The 19,074-nt window shown below is 58.7% G+C and carries 10 protein-coding genes; 4 read left to right on the top strand and 6 right to left on the bottom strand.

Features of this window, described 5'->3' with window-relative positions:
* The first annotated feature begins 79 nt into the window (after positions 1–79).
* Positions 80–1,699, top strand: a complete 1,620-nt coding sequence (locus tag AB7M22_RS01885; RefSeq protein WP_454185051.1) for an FMN-binding glutamate synthase family protein — start codon at positions 80–82, stop codon at positions 1,697–1,699.
* Here AB7M22_RS01885 and AB7M22_RS01880 read toward each other — a convergent pair.
* From AB7M22_RS01880 to AB7M22_RS01870, 3 genes are read right to left on the bottom strand one after another with little or no spacing between them, the layout of a single operon-like run.
* Positions 1,677–3,266: a glycosyltransferase family 39 protein gene (locus AB7M22_RS01880; protein WP_454188747.1), complete on the bottom strand. Its 1,590-nt coding sequence runs from the start codon at positions 3,264–3,266 to the stop codon at positions 1,677–1,679. The two genes, AB7M22_RS01885 and AB7M22_RS01880, sit on opposite strands and share 23 nt — an antisense overlap.
* An 8-nt stretch (positions 3,267–3,274) precedes the next feature.
* A complete protein-coding gene (locus AB7M22_RS01875) occupies positions 3,275–4,783 on the bottom strand; it encodes a glucosyltransferase domain-containing protein (RefSeq protein WP_454185050.1) in 1,509 nt (502 codons plus the stop codon).
* 1 nt (position 4,784) lies between these two features.
* Entirely contained in the window at positions 4,785–5,726 is a 942-nt protein-coding gene (locus AB7M22_RS01870; RefSeq protein ID WP_454185049.1) for a glycosyltransferase family 2 protein, read from the bottom strand.
* Between the two features lie 241 nt (positions 5,727–5,967).
* On the opposite strand from AB7M22_RS01870, the gene AB7M22_RS01865 reads away from it, so the two are divergent.
* A complete protein-coding gene (locus tag AB7M22_RS01865) occupies positions 5,968–7,092 on the top strand; it encodes an OpgC family protein (protein ID WP_454185048.1) in 1,125 nt (374 codons plus the stop codon).
* Between the two features lie 164 nt (positions 7,093–7,256).
* Here AB7M22_RS01865 and AB7M22_RS01860 read toward each other — a convergent pair whose 3' ends face one another.
* Complete coding sequence (locus AB7M22_RS01860; RefSeq protein WP_454185047.1) at positions 7,257–8,678, bottom strand: amino acid permease; 1,422 nt, start codon at positions 8,676–8,678, stop codon at positions 7,257–7,259.
* A 603-nt stretch (positions 8,679–9,281) separates the two neighbouring features.
* Here AB7M22_RS01860 and AB7M22_RS01855 point away from each other — a divergent pair.
* Together AB7M22_RS01855 and AB7M22_RS01850 are read left to right on the top strand one after the other, a co-directional pair.
* Positions 9,282–12,389, top strand: a complete 3,108-nt coding sequence (locus AB7M22_RS01855; RefSeq protein ID WP_454185046.1) for a transglycosylase domain-containing protein — start codon at positions 9,282–9,284, stop codon at positions 12,387–12,389.
* A 173-nt stretch (positions 12,390–12,562) separates the two neighbouring features.
* Positions 12,563–17,251 carry a dermonecrotic toxin domain-containing protein gene (locus tag AB7M22_RS01850; RefSeq protein WP_454185045.1) on the top strand — a complete coding sequence of 1,563 codons (4,689 nt, stop codon included), beginning with the start codon at positions 12,563–12,565 and terminating at the stop codon, positions 17,249–17,251.
* 59 nt (positions 17,252–17,310) lie between these two features.
* On the opposite strand, the gene AB7M22_RS01845 is transcribed toward AB7M22_RS01850, so the two are convergent.
* Together AB7M22_RS01845 and AB7M22_RS01840 are read right to left on the bottom strand one after the other, a co-directional pair.
* Positions 17,311–18,549: a hypothetical protein gene (locus AB7M22_RS01845; protein WP_454185044.1), complete on the bottom strand. Its 1,239-nt coding sequence runs from the start codon at positions 18,547–18,549 to the stop codon at positions 17,311–17,313.
* A gap of 25 nt (positions 18,550–18,574) precedes the next feature.
* A complete protein-coding gene (locus tag AB7M22_RS01840) occupies positions 18,575–19,069 on the bottom strand; it encodes a CS1 type fimbrial major subunit (protein WP_454185043.1) in 495 nt (164 codons plus the stop codon).
* Positions 19,070–19,074 lie beyond the last annotated feature (5 nt).

Raw genomic sequence — 19,074 nt, 5'->3', positions numbered from 1 at the left:
AGCTTCGCTCCTACAGGGATTGATGTATCCAGGTTATGTAACGCGCCGACACAACCGAGTCCGACCCCAAGGAAACCGTATGAGCCTGTCACTCCTGAGCCGCTACGCCTTCTTTGCTGTCTGTGTGATATTCACCCTCGCCAGCCTGCCCTTTCTGGAAAACGACTGGCTCTGGCCGATCACCGCCGTCACCGGCGCCCTCAGCCTGTTGGGTCTGTTCGACCTGTTGCAAAGCCCCCATGCGGTGCGCCGCAATTACCCGATCCTGGGCAATATTCGTTATCTGGTGGAGGGCATCCGCCCGGAAATCCGCCAGTACCTGCTCGAATCCGACAGCGATGCCCTGCCCTTCTCCCGTGCCCAACGCTCGCTGGTCTATTCGCGGGCCAAGAACGAAAGCGCCGACAAACCTTTCGGCACGCTGATCGACGTGTATCAGTCGGGCTTCGAATTCATCGGCCACTCGATGCGCCCGGCACCGTTGAGCGATCCGAGCAGTTTCCGGGTGATGGTCGGTGGCCCGCAGTGCACCCAGCCGTACTCGGCGTCGGTGTTCAACATCTCGGCCATGAGCTTCGGCTCCCTTAGCGCCAACGCCATTCGCGCATTGAACCAAGGCGCCAAACTCGGCAACTTTGCCCATGACACCGGCGAGGGCAGCATCAGCGCCTATCACCGGGAAAACGGCGGCGACCTGACCTGGGAACTGGGCAGCGGCTACTTCGGCTGCCGCACCGCCGATGGCCGCTTCGACCCGGAACGCTTCGCCGCCCAGGCACAGACCCCGCAAGTGCGGATGATCGAAATCAAAATGAGCCAAGGCGCCAAACCTGGCCACGGCGGGATCCTGCCCAAGCACAAAGTCACCAAGGAAATCGCCGAAACCCGCGGCATCCTGATGGGCGAAGACTGCATCTCGCCGTCACGCCACAGCGCGTTTTCCACGCCGATCGAACTGATGCACTTCATTGCGCAACTGCGTGAACTGTCCGGCGGCAAACCGGTGGGCTTCAAGTTTTGCCTGGGCCACCCGTGGGAGTTCATGGGCATCGCCAAGGCCATGCTGGAAACCGGCATCCTCCCGGACTTCATCGTGGTCGACGGCAAGGAAGGTGGCACCGGCGCCGCGCCTGTGGAGTTCACCGACCACATTGGCGTGCCGATGCGCGAGGGTCTGCTGTTCGTGCACAACACGCTGGTGGGCCTGAACCTGCGGGACAAGATCAAACTCGGCGCCAGCGGCAAGATCGTCAGCGCCTTCGACATCGCCAGCGTCCTGGCCATCGGCGCCGACTGGGCCAACTCGGCGCGCGGCTTCATGTTCGCCATCGGCTGCATCCAGTCGCAAAGCTGCCACACCAACAAATGCCCGACCGGCGTCGCCACCCAGGACACCCTGCGCCAACGCGCCCTCGTGGTTCCGGACAAGGCGCAGCGCGTGTTCAACTTCCATCGCAATACGCTCAAGGCCCTGGCCGAAATGCTTGCCGCCGCGGGCCTCGATCATCCTTCACAGCTGTCGGCCAAGCATCTGGTGCGGCGCATGTCGGCGACCGAGATCAAACTGTTCTCGCAGCTGCATGTGTTCCTGAAGCCGGGGGAATTGCTGACCGGTGAAGTGAATGGCGAGTTTTATTCGCGGATGTGGCAGATGGCGCGGGCGGATAGTTTTGAGCCTAATGAAGCGGCTGCGGCATAGGCCGTGTTTGCGCGCCAACCTCAGGGGTTGGCGTTTCCCCCCGGAAGAACAAACGGGCTTCGCTGTCCCCTTCCTTTAGCCTCAGCACCTGCTTCCAGTGTTTGGGAAACAAGGCGTCGTGTTCAGGACGAGCGTAGCCCGTGACCCACCAGATCCGTTTGGCATTGAGTTTCAAGGTTGAAAAATCGTCGAAGAGAATCGAATGCAGGTGACGGGGGATGAGTGCCCAACCACCGTATTCGGCGGTTCCCCAAAGGGTGCCTGTCGGTGGTTTGAAAGCGTATAGCCTCGGCTGAATACCGGTCGAGTTGTAGTACGTGAACGGCAAATACCAGTACAGGTTATCCACAACGATCTCGTCACCCGGACGGACTTCGCGACCGAGACCGGCGATCACGGCGTCCAGCCTTGCGTCTTTGCGAATGCTTGTCCCGTTCATCTCATCCGTTTGTGCGTAGACCGCCGAAAGCCCGTGTACTTCTGCCAATAAAACCAAAGCCATGGCGACAGCGGCAAGAATGGCATGGCGTTGGCTCCATGCGTCGAGCGCGAGCGCAACGATCAGGGGCAACGCGGCGGCAGCAAACACCAGGTATCGGGCATTGAAAACCGGCACGATCAGCGACACCAGCATAACGGTCAGCACCGGCACAAAGAAATAGCCCACCAACAAGACGCTGAAAGGTCGCTCATGGCGTGCCTTGAGAAGCACTGCTGCGGCGCAAACAACGATCAACACCGAGGGCAACACCCGCCATAAGGATGAATGACTGACCGCTCCCTCCATCATCACCAGCTGCCAAACGAAGGTCAGCGCTGTTTGCCAGGTGAGCGGCGGTATCCACTCGAGTCCGTCCATTCGCAGCAATTGATCGATGAAATCGGGTAGCCATGGCAGGTACAACACGACGATTGCGCAATTGGCCAAGACCCACGCACGAATCGGTATTGCCATGGACCGACCGCTCTCTCGCACTCGCCACCAACACAGCCAATGCACCAAAACGCACAGCGCGGCGAAGTAATGCGTATAGAAAGCAGCCGTCATCAACAGCGCGTAAAAAACCGGATAACGTTTTTGATCCGGTGCCCTGATCCAGCACACCAGCGCCACGGTCGCACCCATCAGCCAGAAGCCGAGCAAGGTGTACATGCGCACTTCCTGGCTGTAGCGCACCGATATCGGTAGCAATGCCAACAACAATGCCGCTATCCAGGTCGCCTTTCGCGTTGTCACCAGGCTCATCAATTTAATGCTCAGCAACAGCGTGCCAACATCGGCCAGTGCACTCAGGGACCGCGCAGACAACACGCCATTACCGAACAGCAACATCCAGAAATGCAGCAAGACATAGTAAAGCGGTGGATGAACATCCCGCGCCGTTGTAGCCCAGATATACGCAGGCGAGCCCTCGGCCAGCAGCAGGCTGTAGGCCTCGTCGTACCAGATGACCGGCACGGTGATGGAGTGAAACCTTGCGAACAACGCGAGGACGATCACCGCCACCAGACCTGCCCTGTCGGCCATCCGGGATGGAAAACTTTCGGGAGGAATCGAAGAGGTCATCACCAGGTTCACCACTGCAGCGTGGTGATCGGGGTTGGCTCCTTCATGACGATAAAACCGTAATCACCCAGCAGATAGATGCGGTAAAACTTGCTCTCCACCAGCGGGGGATAAGCCTGGTAACCCATCAGGGTCGCGTTGCGCCGCTCCCTCTCCACGACCACATTGGTGATGCCCGTCTTCGGCAGGTTTTCAGCCAGCATGAAGAAGTTGATGTTCAGCAGATAATGCAAGACCGGCATCTGCTTGAACGAACCCGCGGCCCCCACCAGCCAGTGATCGGAATAACTCACCGCCAGGTAAATGCGCTTGGCTTCGTGCAGTTGCCGATGGGCCGCAATGTCATGCCCCAGGGAAAACAACGCGCTGGACGCAAAGGTGTTCTGCACCGTCAGCACGCGACCATAGGCGTAAGACAACGAAAGCATGGCCAACAGAGGCACCGCCAACAGCATCGGCAGCCGCTCATGGATGGGCGCCAGCGCCAGATGGCTCAAATAGAACAACAGCACCAGCAACACCGCGAAACCCATCAAGGTTCTGGCGCCTTCATTGAAATCGCGGAAAAACAGCGCAGCCCCCGACACCAGTAAAGCCACAACCGGCACCGTCAGCACGCACGCCAGGCCCATCACGATTTTTCTCAGCCCCGAGTCCTGGCGCTCCATCACGTTGCGGGCCAACCGTGCGCTGCCCACCAGGGCACACAACAGCAGCACGGCGAACACCCAAATGAATCCACCGTGAAACAGCAGCGCGACTTTTTCCAGCACCCGGCCGATGTTGATTTCAACTTGCAGCAAAGGCTCCGCTGCCCAGTTCAACAATAAGACGCGATCGTGATGCATGTACGGATAAGCCGTGACGCTGTAGATCAACCCGCCCAGCCCCGCCTGGGCGACTTTCCAGCCAATCAATTCGTACCACTGCCGCCAAGCCCACTTGTCATTCGCGCCCCTGAGCAGCTCCAGGCAACACAGGCCCAGAAACACATTCAGGCTCACCTGATAGAACCCCAGCGCCAGCGCAATCAGGAAGGCCGGCAGCAGCCACTGCAATATGCGCGAGGGATGACGAAACGTGATCGCGTAGATCACCGCCACCAAGCTCAAGGCATTGGCCGGCCCGTCGTATTGATAAGACAGGTTCTGCAGGAAGAACGGGTTGTACCAGAGCGGCAACAGCACCAGGCAGCAAGATATCGTCGGCCGCGGGTAATAATGGAAGGTCAGGCTGGTCAACGCCGAGGCCATGGCCAGCGTGGCGATCAGCAGCGGCAATGGAAAGATGTTCGGCGCAGCATCGCTGAACGTCAGCAGGTTATAGAACAGCTCGGTGAACAACCGCCCCTGCCCCGCCCAGGCCGTACCGGCCGACAGCGAGCGCCAGTTGTCATCAATGTAGGGATAGTCCGCGAGGATCAGCGGAATGACATAAACCAGGGTCGCGATCAGGAAAAACAGCCAGACCCGACGATACCCGAGTTCTCTGCTGAAAAAGTCGCCCAGTCTGCCCATGCTAAAGCCCGATCCGGTCTTTGCCGCCAATGACGTCTTTGACCACATAACGGGGCCGGTGCTTGGCTTCGATGTAGATGCGGCCGACGTACTCACCGAGGATGCCGATGCCAATCAATTGGACGCCGCCGAGAAACAGAATGGCCGTCATCAGCGAGGGGTAACCGGGGACATTGTTACCGAAGAAAATCTTGTCCAGCACCATGTACACCGCGTACAGCACCGCGAAGATCGAAATGCCGCCACCGATGTAAGTCCACAACCGCAGTGGCACGGTGCTGAACGAAGTAATGCCTTCCAGCGCCAGGTTCCACAGTTTCCAGCCATTGAACTTGCTGCTTCCCGCCACTCGCCCGGCCCGCTCGTATTCCACCACCGCCGTGGTGAACCCGGCCCAGGACAGAACACCTTTCATGAACAACTGATGCTCGGGAAGCGCGCGAATCACATTGACCACCTTGCGGTCCATGAGCCGGAAATCCCCGACGTTTTCTTCGATCCGGGTGTAGGAAATCCTGTTCAGCAAATGATAGAAGAGCGATGCGCTGTGGCGTTTCAAATAACTGTCACTGTCACGATTGCTGCGTTTGGCGAGCACCACATCAGCGCCCTTTTGCCACTCGGCAATCAACTGCGGGATGACGCTGATCGGATCCTGCAGGTCCACGTCCATGGGGATCACCGCATCACCGGTGGCGTATTCCAACCCGGCAAACAACGCCGGCTCCTTGCCGAAGTTACGCGAAAAATTGATCAGCAACACCTGTTCATCGACCTGTGCCAGCGCCTTGGCCTGCTCAGCCGTCTGGTCGGTACTGCCGTCGTTGATGAACACGATCTCGACCTCGCACGGGTCAAGTTTCAGTTCGCGACGCACCGCCTGATAGAACAGACTGATCGCCTGCTCTTCATTGAATACCGGGACAATCAGCGAAACTTTCACATTTCACACTCCTGAAAACGAAGTGTAGATGTTCGACAGACGCTCATCAGGGGGCGTTCCGGTGCGCGAACTGCCCGGCAGACCGACGGACATGGGCTCAATTCGTTCGCTATAGGCAGCTGAGACATTCGGTAATATCCAGCCTTTTGCAATTACCCGCGAATCACGCCACCCTGCGCGCCGCTGCAGGATCGTCGCCCGCTCGCTCCTACCCAACAACCCCGTTCAAGAGCCCGCCTTCATGACGTTTGAACGCGATCACCGAATCGACTTTTTTCGCGGCCTGGCCCTGATCTTCATCTTCTGGGATCACGTGCCGCAAAACCCGCTCGCGCAGTTCACGGTGCGCAATTTCGGTTTCAGCGATGCGGCGGAGATTTTCGTGTTCCTGGCCGGTTACGCGGCCGTGCTGGCCTACGGCAAAATCGCCCGGCGCGACGGCTTCATGGTCGCCACGGTGAAAATCCTGCGACGCGCCTGGGTGCTTTATGTGGTGCATATCTTTTTGCTGGCGCTGTTGATGGGCATCGTGTTTTTCGCCAACAGCCACGTGGAAACCCGTGATCTGGTGCAGGAAATGGGCTTGCAGTATTTCCTCAGCAATCCGCAGCAGGCGTTGATGGATGAGTTGTTGCTGCGCTTCAAGCCGAACCTGATGGACCCGTTGCCGCTGTATATTTTTTTGCTGCTTGGCCTGCCGCTGGTGCTACCGATGCTGCTGCGCAAGGCTGAATACGTGGTGGGGTTGTCGGTGGTCTTGTACCTGCTGGCGCCATGGCTCCAGTGGAACCTGGCGGGCACCGACGGTGGCGTGTGGTTTTTCAATCCGATGGCCTGGCAGCTGCTGTTTATTCTCGGTGGCGCGGCGGCGATTCACGGGCAAAGGCCTCGGGTCCCACAACCTCGACCGCTGATTCGGCAGCCGGTTTTTATCGCAGCGCTGACCTATTTGCTGCTGACCGGGCTGATCGCAGTGTCGTGGAAATGGCCGACCGTGCATGACGCCTTCATGCCTCAACGGCTCAGCGAATGGCTCTATCCGATCAGCAAGACCAACCTCTCGCCGGCGCGCCTGCTGCACTTTCTCGCCCTCGCTTACGTTACCGCCAGGTTGTTGCCGGACACGGGCTGGACGCAGCACTGGCTGGCGCAACAAAGCTGTCGCATGGGGCGGTATTCGCTGGAAGTGTTCTGTCTTGGTGTGTTGCTTGCGCCGTTGGCGGACATGCTCAATGCCTTGGGCGCGAATGCACTGGCGATGCAGGTATTCAGTGCACTGCTGGGAGTCGGGTTGATGGCATTGCTGGGGGCCTGGCTGGATTTCAACAAGCGGTTGAATCGGTCTATGGTGGTGTCGGTAGCTTAAGATCAAAAGATCGCAGCCTCGTTGCACTCGACAGCTCTTACAGGGTGTACACCATCCCAATGCAGGAGCTGTCGAGTGCAACGAGGCTGCGATCTTTTGATCTTCCACAACGCAAAAGCCCCGATCATTCAGACCGGGGCTTTTGCATTTCTGACGTTACAGACTCAAGAAGCCGAACGCACCGCACCTTGCGACACATTGGTCGGTTGCAGCTTGAACACGTAGAACAACACCGTCAGCAGCACCAGGAAAGCAGGCCCGACATACAGCGCCACGCGAGTGTCCGGGAAGTACGCCATCAGGCCGACCACCAGCACCAGAAATGCCAGTGCCAGGTAAGAACTGACCGGGTACAGCCACATGCGGTATTTCAGGCCGGCACGTTCGCTGGCACTCAGGCCTTGGCGGAACTTGAGCTGGGCCAGCAGGATCATCACCCAGGTCCAGATCGCGCCGAAGGTGGCAATCGCGGTGACCCAGACGAAGACTTTCTCCGGCACCAGATAGTTAAGCAACACGCCCAGCAACAACGCACCGATCGACAGCAACAGCGCACGACGCGGCACGCCGTTGTTCGAGGTCTTGGCGAAACCGGCCGGGGCCTGGCCGTTCTGCGCCAGGCTGTAGAGCATGCGCCCGGTGCTGAAGATGCCGCCGTTGCAGGACGACAGCGCAGCGGTGATCACCACGAAGTTGATGATGCCGGCGGCGGTCTTGATGCCCAGGCGCTCGAAGGTCATCACAAACGGGCTGCCCTGGGTGCCGATTTCGTTCCACGGGTAGATCGACAGGATCACGAACAAGGCACCGACGTAGAACAGCAGAATCCGCCAGAACACCGAGCCGATCGCATTGGGAATGGTCTTCTGCGGGTTCTTGGCTTCACCGGCAGTCAGGCCGATCATCTCGACGCCGAGGTAGGCGAACATCACCATTTGCAGGGACATCAACACGCCTTGCACGCCGTTGGGCATGAAGCCGCCGTGAGCCCAGAGATTGGAAATCCCTAGCGCCACACCGTCGTTGCCGAAACCGAATGCGATCACGCCGATGCCGCCGACCACCATCGCAATGATGGTGACGATCTTGATCAGGGCGAACCAGAACTCGAACTCACCGAAGGCTTTCACCGCGATCAAGTTGATCGAGCCCATGCTGATCAACGCCGCCAGTGCCCAGATCCAGCGCGGCACGTCGGGGAACCAGACGCCCATGTACACCGCCACCGCGGTGATTTCCGCGACGCAGGTCACCAGCCACAGGAACCAGTAGTTCCAGCCGGTCAGAAAGCCCGCCAGAGGGCCAAGGTAGTCCTGGGCATAACGACTGAACGAGCCGGCGACCGGGTTGTGCACGGCCATCTCGCCGAGGGCGCGCATGATCACCAGAATCGCCAGACCGCCGATGATGTAGGAGAGCATGATGGCCGGGCCGGCCATTTCGATGGCCTTGGCCGAACCCAGGAACAGGCCGACGCCGATACAGGCACCGAGCGCCATCAAGCGAATATGCCGTTCGCCGAGTTCGCGTTTAAGCGGGCCGCCCTGAGCGGTCTCGCCGTGAGGCGGGTGATTGCCAACTGGCATAGGGGTACCTCGTCTTGTTATTGGATTTGACCACCGAGTGTCGAAGCACCGACCGATAAGCCAGCGCTTCTGCGAAACCGGGCCTGCTTCATGGGCAGACGCGTCTTGTAGGGCAAAACCTGCAAGATCAGCGGGGCGTGCAGTATAAAAAGCTTCCGGCAGGGTTTTTCACTCTATAAACCACAACATTCAGCCATAACTCTCGGCAAAAGCGCGGTTTTCGGAGGGGCATTACCTGACTTATGTAGGATTATTCGCCACTGAAACGGCGCCGAGTATTGCACAGCAATGGTGCATCGTCATGCCCCTATCCAGACAGCATTTAGTGCTTTGATGCGTCTAGCTCAGCTATTTCAGACGACATCCACTCCCCCTGTGGGTGAGGCAGCTGTTGTGGCGAGGGGGCAAGCCCCCTGGCCACAACAGCCCCCCTTGCCACAGCAAGCCCCTAACCATCGCAAGCCCCCTTGCCACAGCAAGCTCTCTCGCCACAAGGAATGGTGCGTACCCGATATTTGGTTATTCACAATTTTTTCACCAACGCCAACCACCGTCTAAGCTTCTAACAAGTCCGATCAATCTGCGTGAATGGATCAGTCGACTATGGGCGCTTTGTGGCAAACCGATTCGAGTGAAACTGTGGTTCCGACTGAAAGAGTGGATGAAGCGCCTTTACCTGAAAAACCCCGTCGCTCCCGGCACGGCTGGGGGGCGTTCTGGTTGCTGCTGCTGATTATCCTGATTGTCCTGGGTCTCGCCGCGGCCAAGGAAATGCGCACCTCCAAGTTTCAGGCCCGGGAAATCAGCAAATATGCCGCCTCGCTGAAATACGAGCTGCAACCTGGCCCCAGCGATGCGATTCGCTATCCTGGCGCAGGCCCGTTCGATCAGCGGTTGGGTTACAGCGCCCTGGATGAGTTTCTGCCGCGCCTGCTAAAGCGTGATTACGTGGTGTCAGCACAAACCCGCTTTTCCCCGGCGCTGATGAAGTACAGCGACAAGGGCTTTTTCGTGCCCTATGCAGAAAAAATCCAGGCTGGGCTGTCGATCACCGATTGCCGTGCGGCACCGCTGTACCAGTACAAATATCCACAACAACTCTATTCGAGCTTTGCGACGATCCCTCCGGTAGTGGTCAGCAGTTTGCTCTTCATCGAAAACCGCTTTTTGCTCGACCCCCGTCAGCCTTTGGCCAACCCCGCCGTGGACTGGCCACGGTTCGGCATGGCGGCGTGGTCCCAGGTGGCCAAGTTATTGCGCCTGCCCGGTCAGTCGGCGGGCGGCAGTACGCTGGCAACGCAGCTGGAGAAATATCGACACTCGCCCGATGGCTTGACGATGTCGGGTGCGGAAAAGATCCGGCAAATGATTTCCGCCAGCGTGCGGGCCTATCAGGCGGGCCCGGAAACCCTCCAGGCCCGGCAAAATGTGATTCGTGACTACCTCAACAGTGTTCCGCTGTCGGCAGTCCCGGGGCACGGTGAAGTGCATGGCATGGCCGAAGGTTTGCGCGTCTGGTACGGCGCCGATTTCAACCAGGCCAACGAACGGCTGGCCAGCACTGATTCCGATTCGAAAAGTCTGTCGGAAAAAGGCCTGGCCCTGCGTGAAATGCTGTCACTGATGATCGCTCAGCGTCGCCCTTCCCATTACTTGACCAAGGGCCGTGATGAATTGGCCAGTCTCACTGACAGCCATATTCGCCTGCTGGCGCAGAATGGCGTGATCGATGCGCCACTCGCGGCAGCAGCATTGGCCAGTAAAGTGACTTACCGCGACTGGGCCACCCAGCCCACCATTCAGCCCATCGAAACCAACAAAGGCATCAGTGTGGCGCGCAGCCGTCTGGGCGGGTTGCTCAACCGTCCGCTGTATGACCTCGACCGTCTCGACCTGTCAGCCACCAGTACGCTGCAAGGCGAGTTGCAAACCCAGGCCACGGCGTACCTCAAGCATCTGGCCGACCCAACTTATGCAGCGGAAATCGGCCTGATTGGCGAACGTCTGCTCACCCCCACCAGCACCGCGCAGGTGCGCTACAGCTTCACCCTGTTCGAACTGACTCCGGACGGCTCACGAGTGCGGGTGCAGACCGACAGCACCGACCAGCCGTTCGACATCAATGAAGGCAGCAAGCTGGAACTGGGCTCCACCGCAAAAATGCGCGTGCTCACCACTTACCTGCAAATCATCGCCGAACTGCACGATAAGTACGCAGCGATGAGCGTCCCTGAATTGAAAAAAGTCGAAGTCCCGGACCAGGACCGTCTGAGCCTCTGGGCCGTCGATTACCTGATGCAGAACAAAGACCACAACTTGCCGAACATGCTGAGTGCCGCGCTGGATCGCAAATACTCCGCCAGCCCTGGCGAGGCCTTTTTCACGGGTGGCGGGCTGCACACATTCAATAACTTTCGCAAGGAAGACAACGGCCGCATACCGACCCTGCGGGATGCCATTCGTGAGTCGATCAACCTGCCGTTCATTCGCCTGATGCGCGACCTGGTGCGCTACACCACCTATTCCGGTCCCAACAACAGCGCAGAATTGCTCAAGGACGATCGCGACCCTCGGCGTCAGGAATACCTGGCCTCATTCGCCGACAGAGAAGGCACCTCGTTCCTGCTGAAGTTCTGGAAGAAATACCGCAACAAGGACACCCAGGCGCGGCTCGAGACCTTTCTCGACGGCATGCGCCCAACCCCGATTCGCATGGCCGCCGTGCATCGTTATCTATTCCCCCAGGCTGACCAGGCAAGCTTCAACACCTTCGTACGCTCGCACCTCAAAGGCGCCAAGCTCAATGAAAAACTGACCGACGAACGCCTTGAACGCCTCTACCTGAGTTATGGCCCTGGCAGTTATGACCTGCCAGACCAGGGCTTCATCGCCAAGGTTCACCCGCTGGATCTGTGGTTGATCGGCTACTTGCTGAACAACCCCGACGCCAAGTTCAGCCAGATCGTCAAAGCCAGCCAGTTCGAGCGTCAGGAAGTCTATAGCTGGCTGTTCAAGAGCCGACACAAGGGTGCCCGCGACAGCCGAATCCGCACCATGCTGGAGATCGAGGCGTTCCTCGACATTCACCAGCGCTGGCAGAAAGTCGGCTATCCGTTCGATCATCTGGTGCCCTCGCTGGCCACCGCCATCGGTAGCTCCGGCGACCGCCCGGCGGCATTGGCGGAGCTGATCGGCACTATCCTCAACGACGGTGTGCGCATGCCGACGCTACGTATCGACAGCCTGCACTTTGCGGCAGATACGCCCTATGAAACCCGCCTGATCAACAATCCGGTGGTCGGCAAACGAGTGATGCCTTCCGAGGTGGCAGCCGCGATGCGCGAAGCCCTCTCACAAGTGGTGGACGCCGGCACCGCCAAACGTGTGGCGGGCAGTTTCAAACGGGCTGACGGTAGCCCGTTGGCCATGGGCGGCAAAACCGGTACCGGCGACAACCGCATTGAAGCCATCGGTTCCGGCGGGCGGATTCTCAGCTCGAAATCGATCAACCGTACCGCGACCTTCGTGTTCTACATTGGTGACCGGCATTTCGGCACCCTCACCGCCTATGTTCCAGGGCGCACGGCTGAGAACTTCAAGTTCACCTCGGCGTTACCGGTGCAAGTGCTCAAGGGCATGGCGCCGATTCTGTCGCCTTATCTGCTACCGGGAACCCTGTGCCAAGGAGCAGTGACAACGGCTGGACGCTAAGCCGTGGGTCAACAGACCTGCCCGGCGTGGCGGTATCTATGTATTTTTCACTCTTCAATTTTGAGAGGTTTGAGTCGAAGCCGGCGCAATTTCGAACGTATATTTGAGCTTTTTTTGGGCAAGCTGCTTACCTAGTCTGGTCGCTCCACTATTGATCAATGGACGATCAAGCAATGCCCAATTTCCCCCCGACACTTCTACCACCAGATCAGGCCTCAATCGCTCTCTCCGCCAAAAGCACGCACTATGAGTTGATCAAGAAAGCCATCCCTTCCTGGCTGCTGAACGCTTCAGCGCCACAAGTCCAAGCGCTGAAGAACGTCAGACTGACGATTCCCGACTGGCACAAGAGCGCTTCGGTCGCTGCCCACCGAAGCTTGAGGAATGACCTCAAGCTCAACTGGAACGCGCAAAACAGCGTCGAGCAAGCACTGAGCAACCTGCAAGATGTCTACGCCTTTGCCAAACCCTTACTGCAACAGGTTCTGAAACAACGCTTCGGTGTAGACGATGACGTCGAGCAAATCTGGCTGCGGCTGTATGCACCGGTGAACACGTCGTGGTGGGTGCATGACTTTGCATCCGGCACTCAGAGCCGAACCGTTTCCTTGCTGGATGCGGCGCTGCACAACTTTTCGGCCAACGAAACATTCACAGCCGATTCCGAATTCATTACCCGCCCCGACGCCCGGGGTCATTTCGCGATAAAACAGCTTAAGCACAAAATGAGCATCGATCAGTTCAAGTCACTGTGTCGCGAACTGAACATCGGTGCTCGATACGAACAACACTTGAACGAATTTTTACTGTCGACAAATAAAGTGGCCAGCAATGTCTTGCGCCACAAAGTCATTCTCAGCCAGAAGAGCGCGCTCAATGTCGCGGCGCAAATGGCCCTGATGAAAAACGACATCGGCCAGGACGCCTATGACGTGGTGCAGGGCATGCTCGATGACCGCAGAAATCTGCGCTGGAACGGCCAGGCCATCAGCTATTACAACCTGGCGATGATGGATGCGCGCCTGATCGGCATTGTCCTGATCTGCGCCGATGTCTCCACCGCCACCGGCCCTGTCCCGGTGATCGCTTACGTTCCCCATGACCCGGAACACCCGCTCAAGCAATACCCGTCGTCGCTCGAATTTATGGCTGAACTGACGCGGCAGCTACGCGATGGTGCCTCTGCCACAAGCTATCAACGGTTTTTCAGCCCGTTCGTGAACCATCAACAACGGGGGCATTTTTTTGCCGGATTGAATGACCGTCTGGGTAAAGTCAAATGGCAGCCCGCCGCGCCGGGTTCCAACCTGCCGAGTTGGCGTGAAACGCCAGTGGATAACCCCAACCTACAGTTCACCCTGTCGAAGATTCAGGAGGATCGCGAGACGCGCTTCACCGGTGATCTATGGGGCTACTTCTACCGGCAAAAACTGAACAAGATCCTCAATGACGCCCGAGAAATCGCGATTTCCACCGAGTACGCCGACCGCATGGCACGTTGGGCCTGGTGGGACAATCTGGAAAAAATGCTCTCGGACATCCTCAACGTGGCACTGCTGGTGGCGACACCGCTTGTCCCTTTTCTGGGCGAGTTGATGCTGGCCTATACGGCGTATCAACTGCTCGACGGCGTATTCGAAGGCGTAGTGGAGCTGGCCGAAGGTCATTTGGCCGAGGCTGGGGAACAAGCCATCGGCGTGCTGGAAAGCATTGTCCAGCTCGGCGCCTTCGCCGCCGGTGCAACCCTCGGCCACGTCGCCGGGATGAAGCTCTCATCGTTTGTAGAAGGGTTGAAACCGGTGCAATTGGCGGATGGCCAGACGCGGCTGTGGAATCCTGATCTCACACCTTACCGATTGCCAAAACAGGCGCTGCCAGCACAGACCCGGCCCGACGCCCATGGGCTGCATCCGGTGGGCGACAAGCAGTTGCTGCAACTGGATCAGCACCTGTTCGAAGTGGTGAAGGATCCGGCCACCGGTCAGCATCGTATCCGCCACCCGCGACGGCCCGAAGCCTATGCGCCCACCCTCGATCACAATGCCCGTGGTGCCTGGGTCTGCGAAACGGAAAACCCGCGCCAGTGGGAAGGTACGCAACTGATGCGACGGATCGGGCATAGCACCGATGGCTTCAGCGATGCGCAGCTGGAGCAGATTCGCCAGCTCACCGGCACCGACGAAAACATCCTGCGACGCATGCATGTGGAAAACGCACCGCCGCCACCGTTGCTGACCGATACCCTGGTGCACCTGGGCACCACGCCGGACGATGCGGCGACACCGCTCTCCCCTGAAGTCAGTCAGGTGTTGGTTGACTGCCCGCAGCTAACGCCCATCCTCGCAGAGAGGGTGATTGCCCAGGCCAGGCCCATGGAACTGCAGCAGATCGCGCAGCGTCGCCGTTTGCCTTTGCGTTTGAGAACAACCGCCCGCGAGCTGCAGTTTGAGTTGCAGTCCGTCAGGGCTGCCCAGGGCTTGCAGCGCGAAGCACTGAGCAACATCGACAGCGAACGCCTGATCCTCGGTGCCTTGCGTCACTACAGCGATACCTTCGGTGCGTTGCGTATCGAAATCCGCGAGGGGACGTTCGATGGCGAGTTACGTTGCAGTGCCGGTGCCGAGTCGGCCGAACGGATCCGGGTGCTGGTGCGTATCGCGTCCGAGCGCTATCTGGTGCGCGATGGCGAAAACCAGCCGATCCATGAAGCGAGCGGTCTATATGAAGCTATCCTTCACGCCATGGACGACAATGGTCGCAGTGTCCTGGGCTATCGTCCGACCGAAGCAGAACAGTTCAAGCAGTGGATCATCACCAAGACCACGGCTCCGAGCGAACGCCGCACCGTATTGGCCAGTGCCCCCATACGATCGGTTGTCCAGCACGACACGCTGTTGCTGGTGCGCGGGGGAGGTCTGAGCAAAGACGCCGCCACCCTGCAGGAGCGTATTCAGGACTTGCATCCGCATTTCAGCCCTCGTGAGGTCGACGCGTTTGCCGATGCCCTGACCGAACAGGGCGAGCCCCTCAAAGCCATCGAAAGGCATGAAAACGAGCTTGATGAACTGCGGGTGATCGTCCATCGCTGGCGCTATCAGCAACCGGAAAGCTGGGGGCCGGGCAGTCAGGTGTTCCGCGACGGCGGCGGGCTGCATATCTACGAACGTCTGTTCGACTGTTTCGAACGCAAGAACGCAGAACTGGGCAACCGCGCCGATCCGTCTTCCTATGCCCTCGACCTCTCTCGGGAAATGCTGCCCCTGGATCTGGAAACCTGGTGGGCGAAGCGCCCCGAGCTGAAAAAATTCCTCGACAAGGTCACCGTACTCAAACTCGACAACACGCGCTTTTCCAGTGACTCGAACGGTCTGCTCAAGGACTTCCCGCACCTGGTGGAACTCAGCGCCAAGGGCTGCGAGCTGACACGCCTGCCCAACCGCATCGGCACCACGTTGCGCCGCCTCGAACGCCTGCGGCTCAGCGACAATCACATCGTGCTGGATACCGCGGCCGTCGAGCGGTTGCGCAGCCTGACGTACCTGGAAGTCCTGAGACTGGAAAACAACCCGCTGGGCCTGTCACCCAACCTTTCGCGCATGCCCCGTCTCAAGGTCGTCATCCTGAAAAATACCGGGCTGGACACCTGGCCCGAAGGCACGCTGGCCAGACCTCGGCCACGGGGTTTCCTTCTCGACCTGCGCGGTAATCCCCTCACACATATCCCTGAGGTTGTGACAGGTTCCGATGCGCAGTGGCTGGTGGCCCGGACGCGACTGGACGTCGTCAGCCTGTCGGAGCTCAACCAGGTGCGCTACCAGGCACACCGCCGTTCGATGGCGTTGCCACCGGAACCCGTCATTCCCCCCGGCCCATCGCAAAACAGATCGATCGTCTCGATGTTTGGCGCCGACTATTGGGGCGATGTGCCAGGCTGGGGGCTCGACCGGGAAACCCCTTGGTCGGAACTGGTGGACGAACCTGCCGCCCAACCGTTCATGGCGACCTTGCTCAGTGTGCGTGACTTTGCCGATTACCGCGCCGGCGGAGCGATCAGGGATCAACTGATGCAGCGCGTCTGGCGCATGCTCGATGCGGTGCATGTCGACAGCCGATTGCGGGAAAAACTGTTCACCATGGTGGTCGCACCGGTGGACTGCGCCGATGCCGGCGCGCAGTTGTTCAACCACATGGGCATCAACGTGCTCGCTTACGAAGCCTATACCTACTCCATCGAACCGGCAGAGCTTGAACGCAAGCTGGTGACCCTGGCCAAAGGCGCGGCGCGGCTGGACCACGTGAACGAGATTGCCAGGGCCGATGTCGCCAGCCGTGGAGGCGACCCTGATGATGTTGAAGTCTATCTGGCCTACCAGACCGGACTGGCGAAACGCCTCGGCCTGCCCTGGCAATCCGAAGGCATGCTGTATCGGCCAGTGTCCGGTGTCACCGACGCAATGATCGATCAAGCCTACGACACGGTATTGGCACTGGGTGAAGGCGATGGGTTGGTGAACAAGATGCTCGAACAGGACTTCTGGGTAAACTACCTGGGCGAGCGGTATCCGGTGCGGCTGGAAACGAACAAACAACAGCATCTGGCCAAGTACGAGGTGCTTGAGGTCCTGCGATCCACCCAGCGTGAATGGGTCGAGTCAACGCAACTGTCGGATCTTGAACGCGCCGCTCTGCGCAACCGGCTAAGGGATCTTGCGAATGCTTTATCGGTGCCGGAAACGGTGGTCTTTGCCGATGAACCCATCAGCGAGGCGACCTTCAACAGGCTGCTTGTCGACTTGGGTGACGATGAAAAAGAACTGTCGAGGCGATTGACCCGTGCGGCGCTGGAGCGCGCCGGCCAGTAAACCAGCCCATTGCAGCCTGACGGCAGAAATGCCGGCAGGCTTGCAGACAAAATCAGGCCTTAAACCTCGGAATCCCAGATCACCGTCACATTGCCGGAGTAACGGCTGGCTACACCAGGCTGCAACATGAATTCCATCTGCTGTTGCGCAACTTCAAAATGCAGAGTTCCCGGCGCTCGATCGACATAGAAACCGGGCTGAAATTGTTGCGCGCTGTTTTGTCCGGTGCGCAATTGGCGCCGCTTGACCGGTTGCCCGGACATATCCGTCAGACCATTGGGCAAACTGACACTGACCTGTAGCTCGACTGATCGCTTGGAGACGGGATCATTCAACATGCATTCGTAAGGGAAACCACCGAACTGACACTCCATCTGCATCTTGAACCGCGATGACGCCGAGATATTGAACGTCTGGTCGCGAAACAGGCTCACTGGCCGACGGCCGGCTTGCAGCCAGCTTTGCCAACCGCCCGCCGGCACCAATTGGACTTTTTCTCCACCCGGCGGAATATCAACCTTGAGCGTGTGTTGAACGTCGAGGTTGAAGTTCAGGGTCAAGGTGGAACTGCTCGGCAACATGACGTCACCAAAATCGAAGTCACCGTTCGGGCCGACGGTGTAAGTCAGCGAACCAAGGTAATTCCCCGAAGACATGCCCAAGGGATTAGGCGTTGTCAGTTCATAAGCAAAGTCGAGGTAATCCAGGCGCAGCCATGGGATATCGAATTTTGCCTGTTTTGCGCACACCGCTTGTTCCGGTGTTTTCCAGAAAAAACTGTAGGCGTTATGAATAAACCAGCCGACACCGCTGTAAAGACAGGGCGCAGGGCTATATACCCAACTCAATCCCCATAAAAGATTGTGGGCAACCCGGTAGTCTTCGGCACCACCCACCAATTGCATGACATCCTCAGTCACATACCGGGAGCCAATACCTACGATCCGAACCTTCACCGTTTCCGGTTCGCGGGTGGTTTCGTGATTGACCGTCAGCTCTCGCCATTGCGCCGGGACTTTCAACATCGCCCCCTGTCGAGGCGAGGCATGGTTGGCGCGAATGGGCGCGCGCGAATCAAATTGAATCGGCACCTGCAAACTGAATGTCTGATTCTCTTCGCACTGCCCGGGGTAATTGGCGCAGTAACCGCTGAGCGGCGTGGTGTTCTCGAACTTGTTCATTTGCGGGCGTGCCGAATCCGGTTTGAACAATGCAGTGATTTCCACCTGTTCGGCCCGGACCGGCGCCGCAATCGTCCACGCCACGCAGGCGCTGCATAACCAACGTGTAAGCTTCATCTATCCCTGACTCCAATAATCGGGTTCACGGTGCCGCGGCACTGAAGACCAATTGCACATTCCCGTAGTAACGACCCGGCTTGTACCCACCTGCTGGCACTTTCGGCTGGATGTGCAGGGGAAAACGCCCGCCGGCAACAGCCTGAGCACGCGACAGCACTTCACGGGGCTGTGGGTCATGGCTCAATTCCTTGCCGTTGAAGCTGACAAGCAGGTAGATGTTCTGATCGTCGCGGCCGTTGGACAGGTAGGGCTCGCTGTCCAGCCGCGCGTGGATGGCGCTGCTGTCGTGCTTGACGTCAAAGTTCTTGCGCAGCCCTTCCAGCGTTGAGGTGTGGATGTTCCACGGCAATGTCTGCTCGAGATGAATCCAGTTCGACTCGGCCGGAATCACGTAAAAACCCAAGGTCGGAATATCCACCGAGACTTCGAATCTGTGCTCTTCCCGTGCGGCGAACGCCAGGGAACTCATCAGTGCCGTGACGCCTGCCCACAAGGCGATGGCCGATAGCTTGATCATTTCAG

The sequence above is a fragment of the Pseudomonas sp. ADAK2 TE3594 genome, from assembly GCF_053628675.1.
This window is presented reverse-complemented; position numbering and strand designations above follow the sequence as displayed.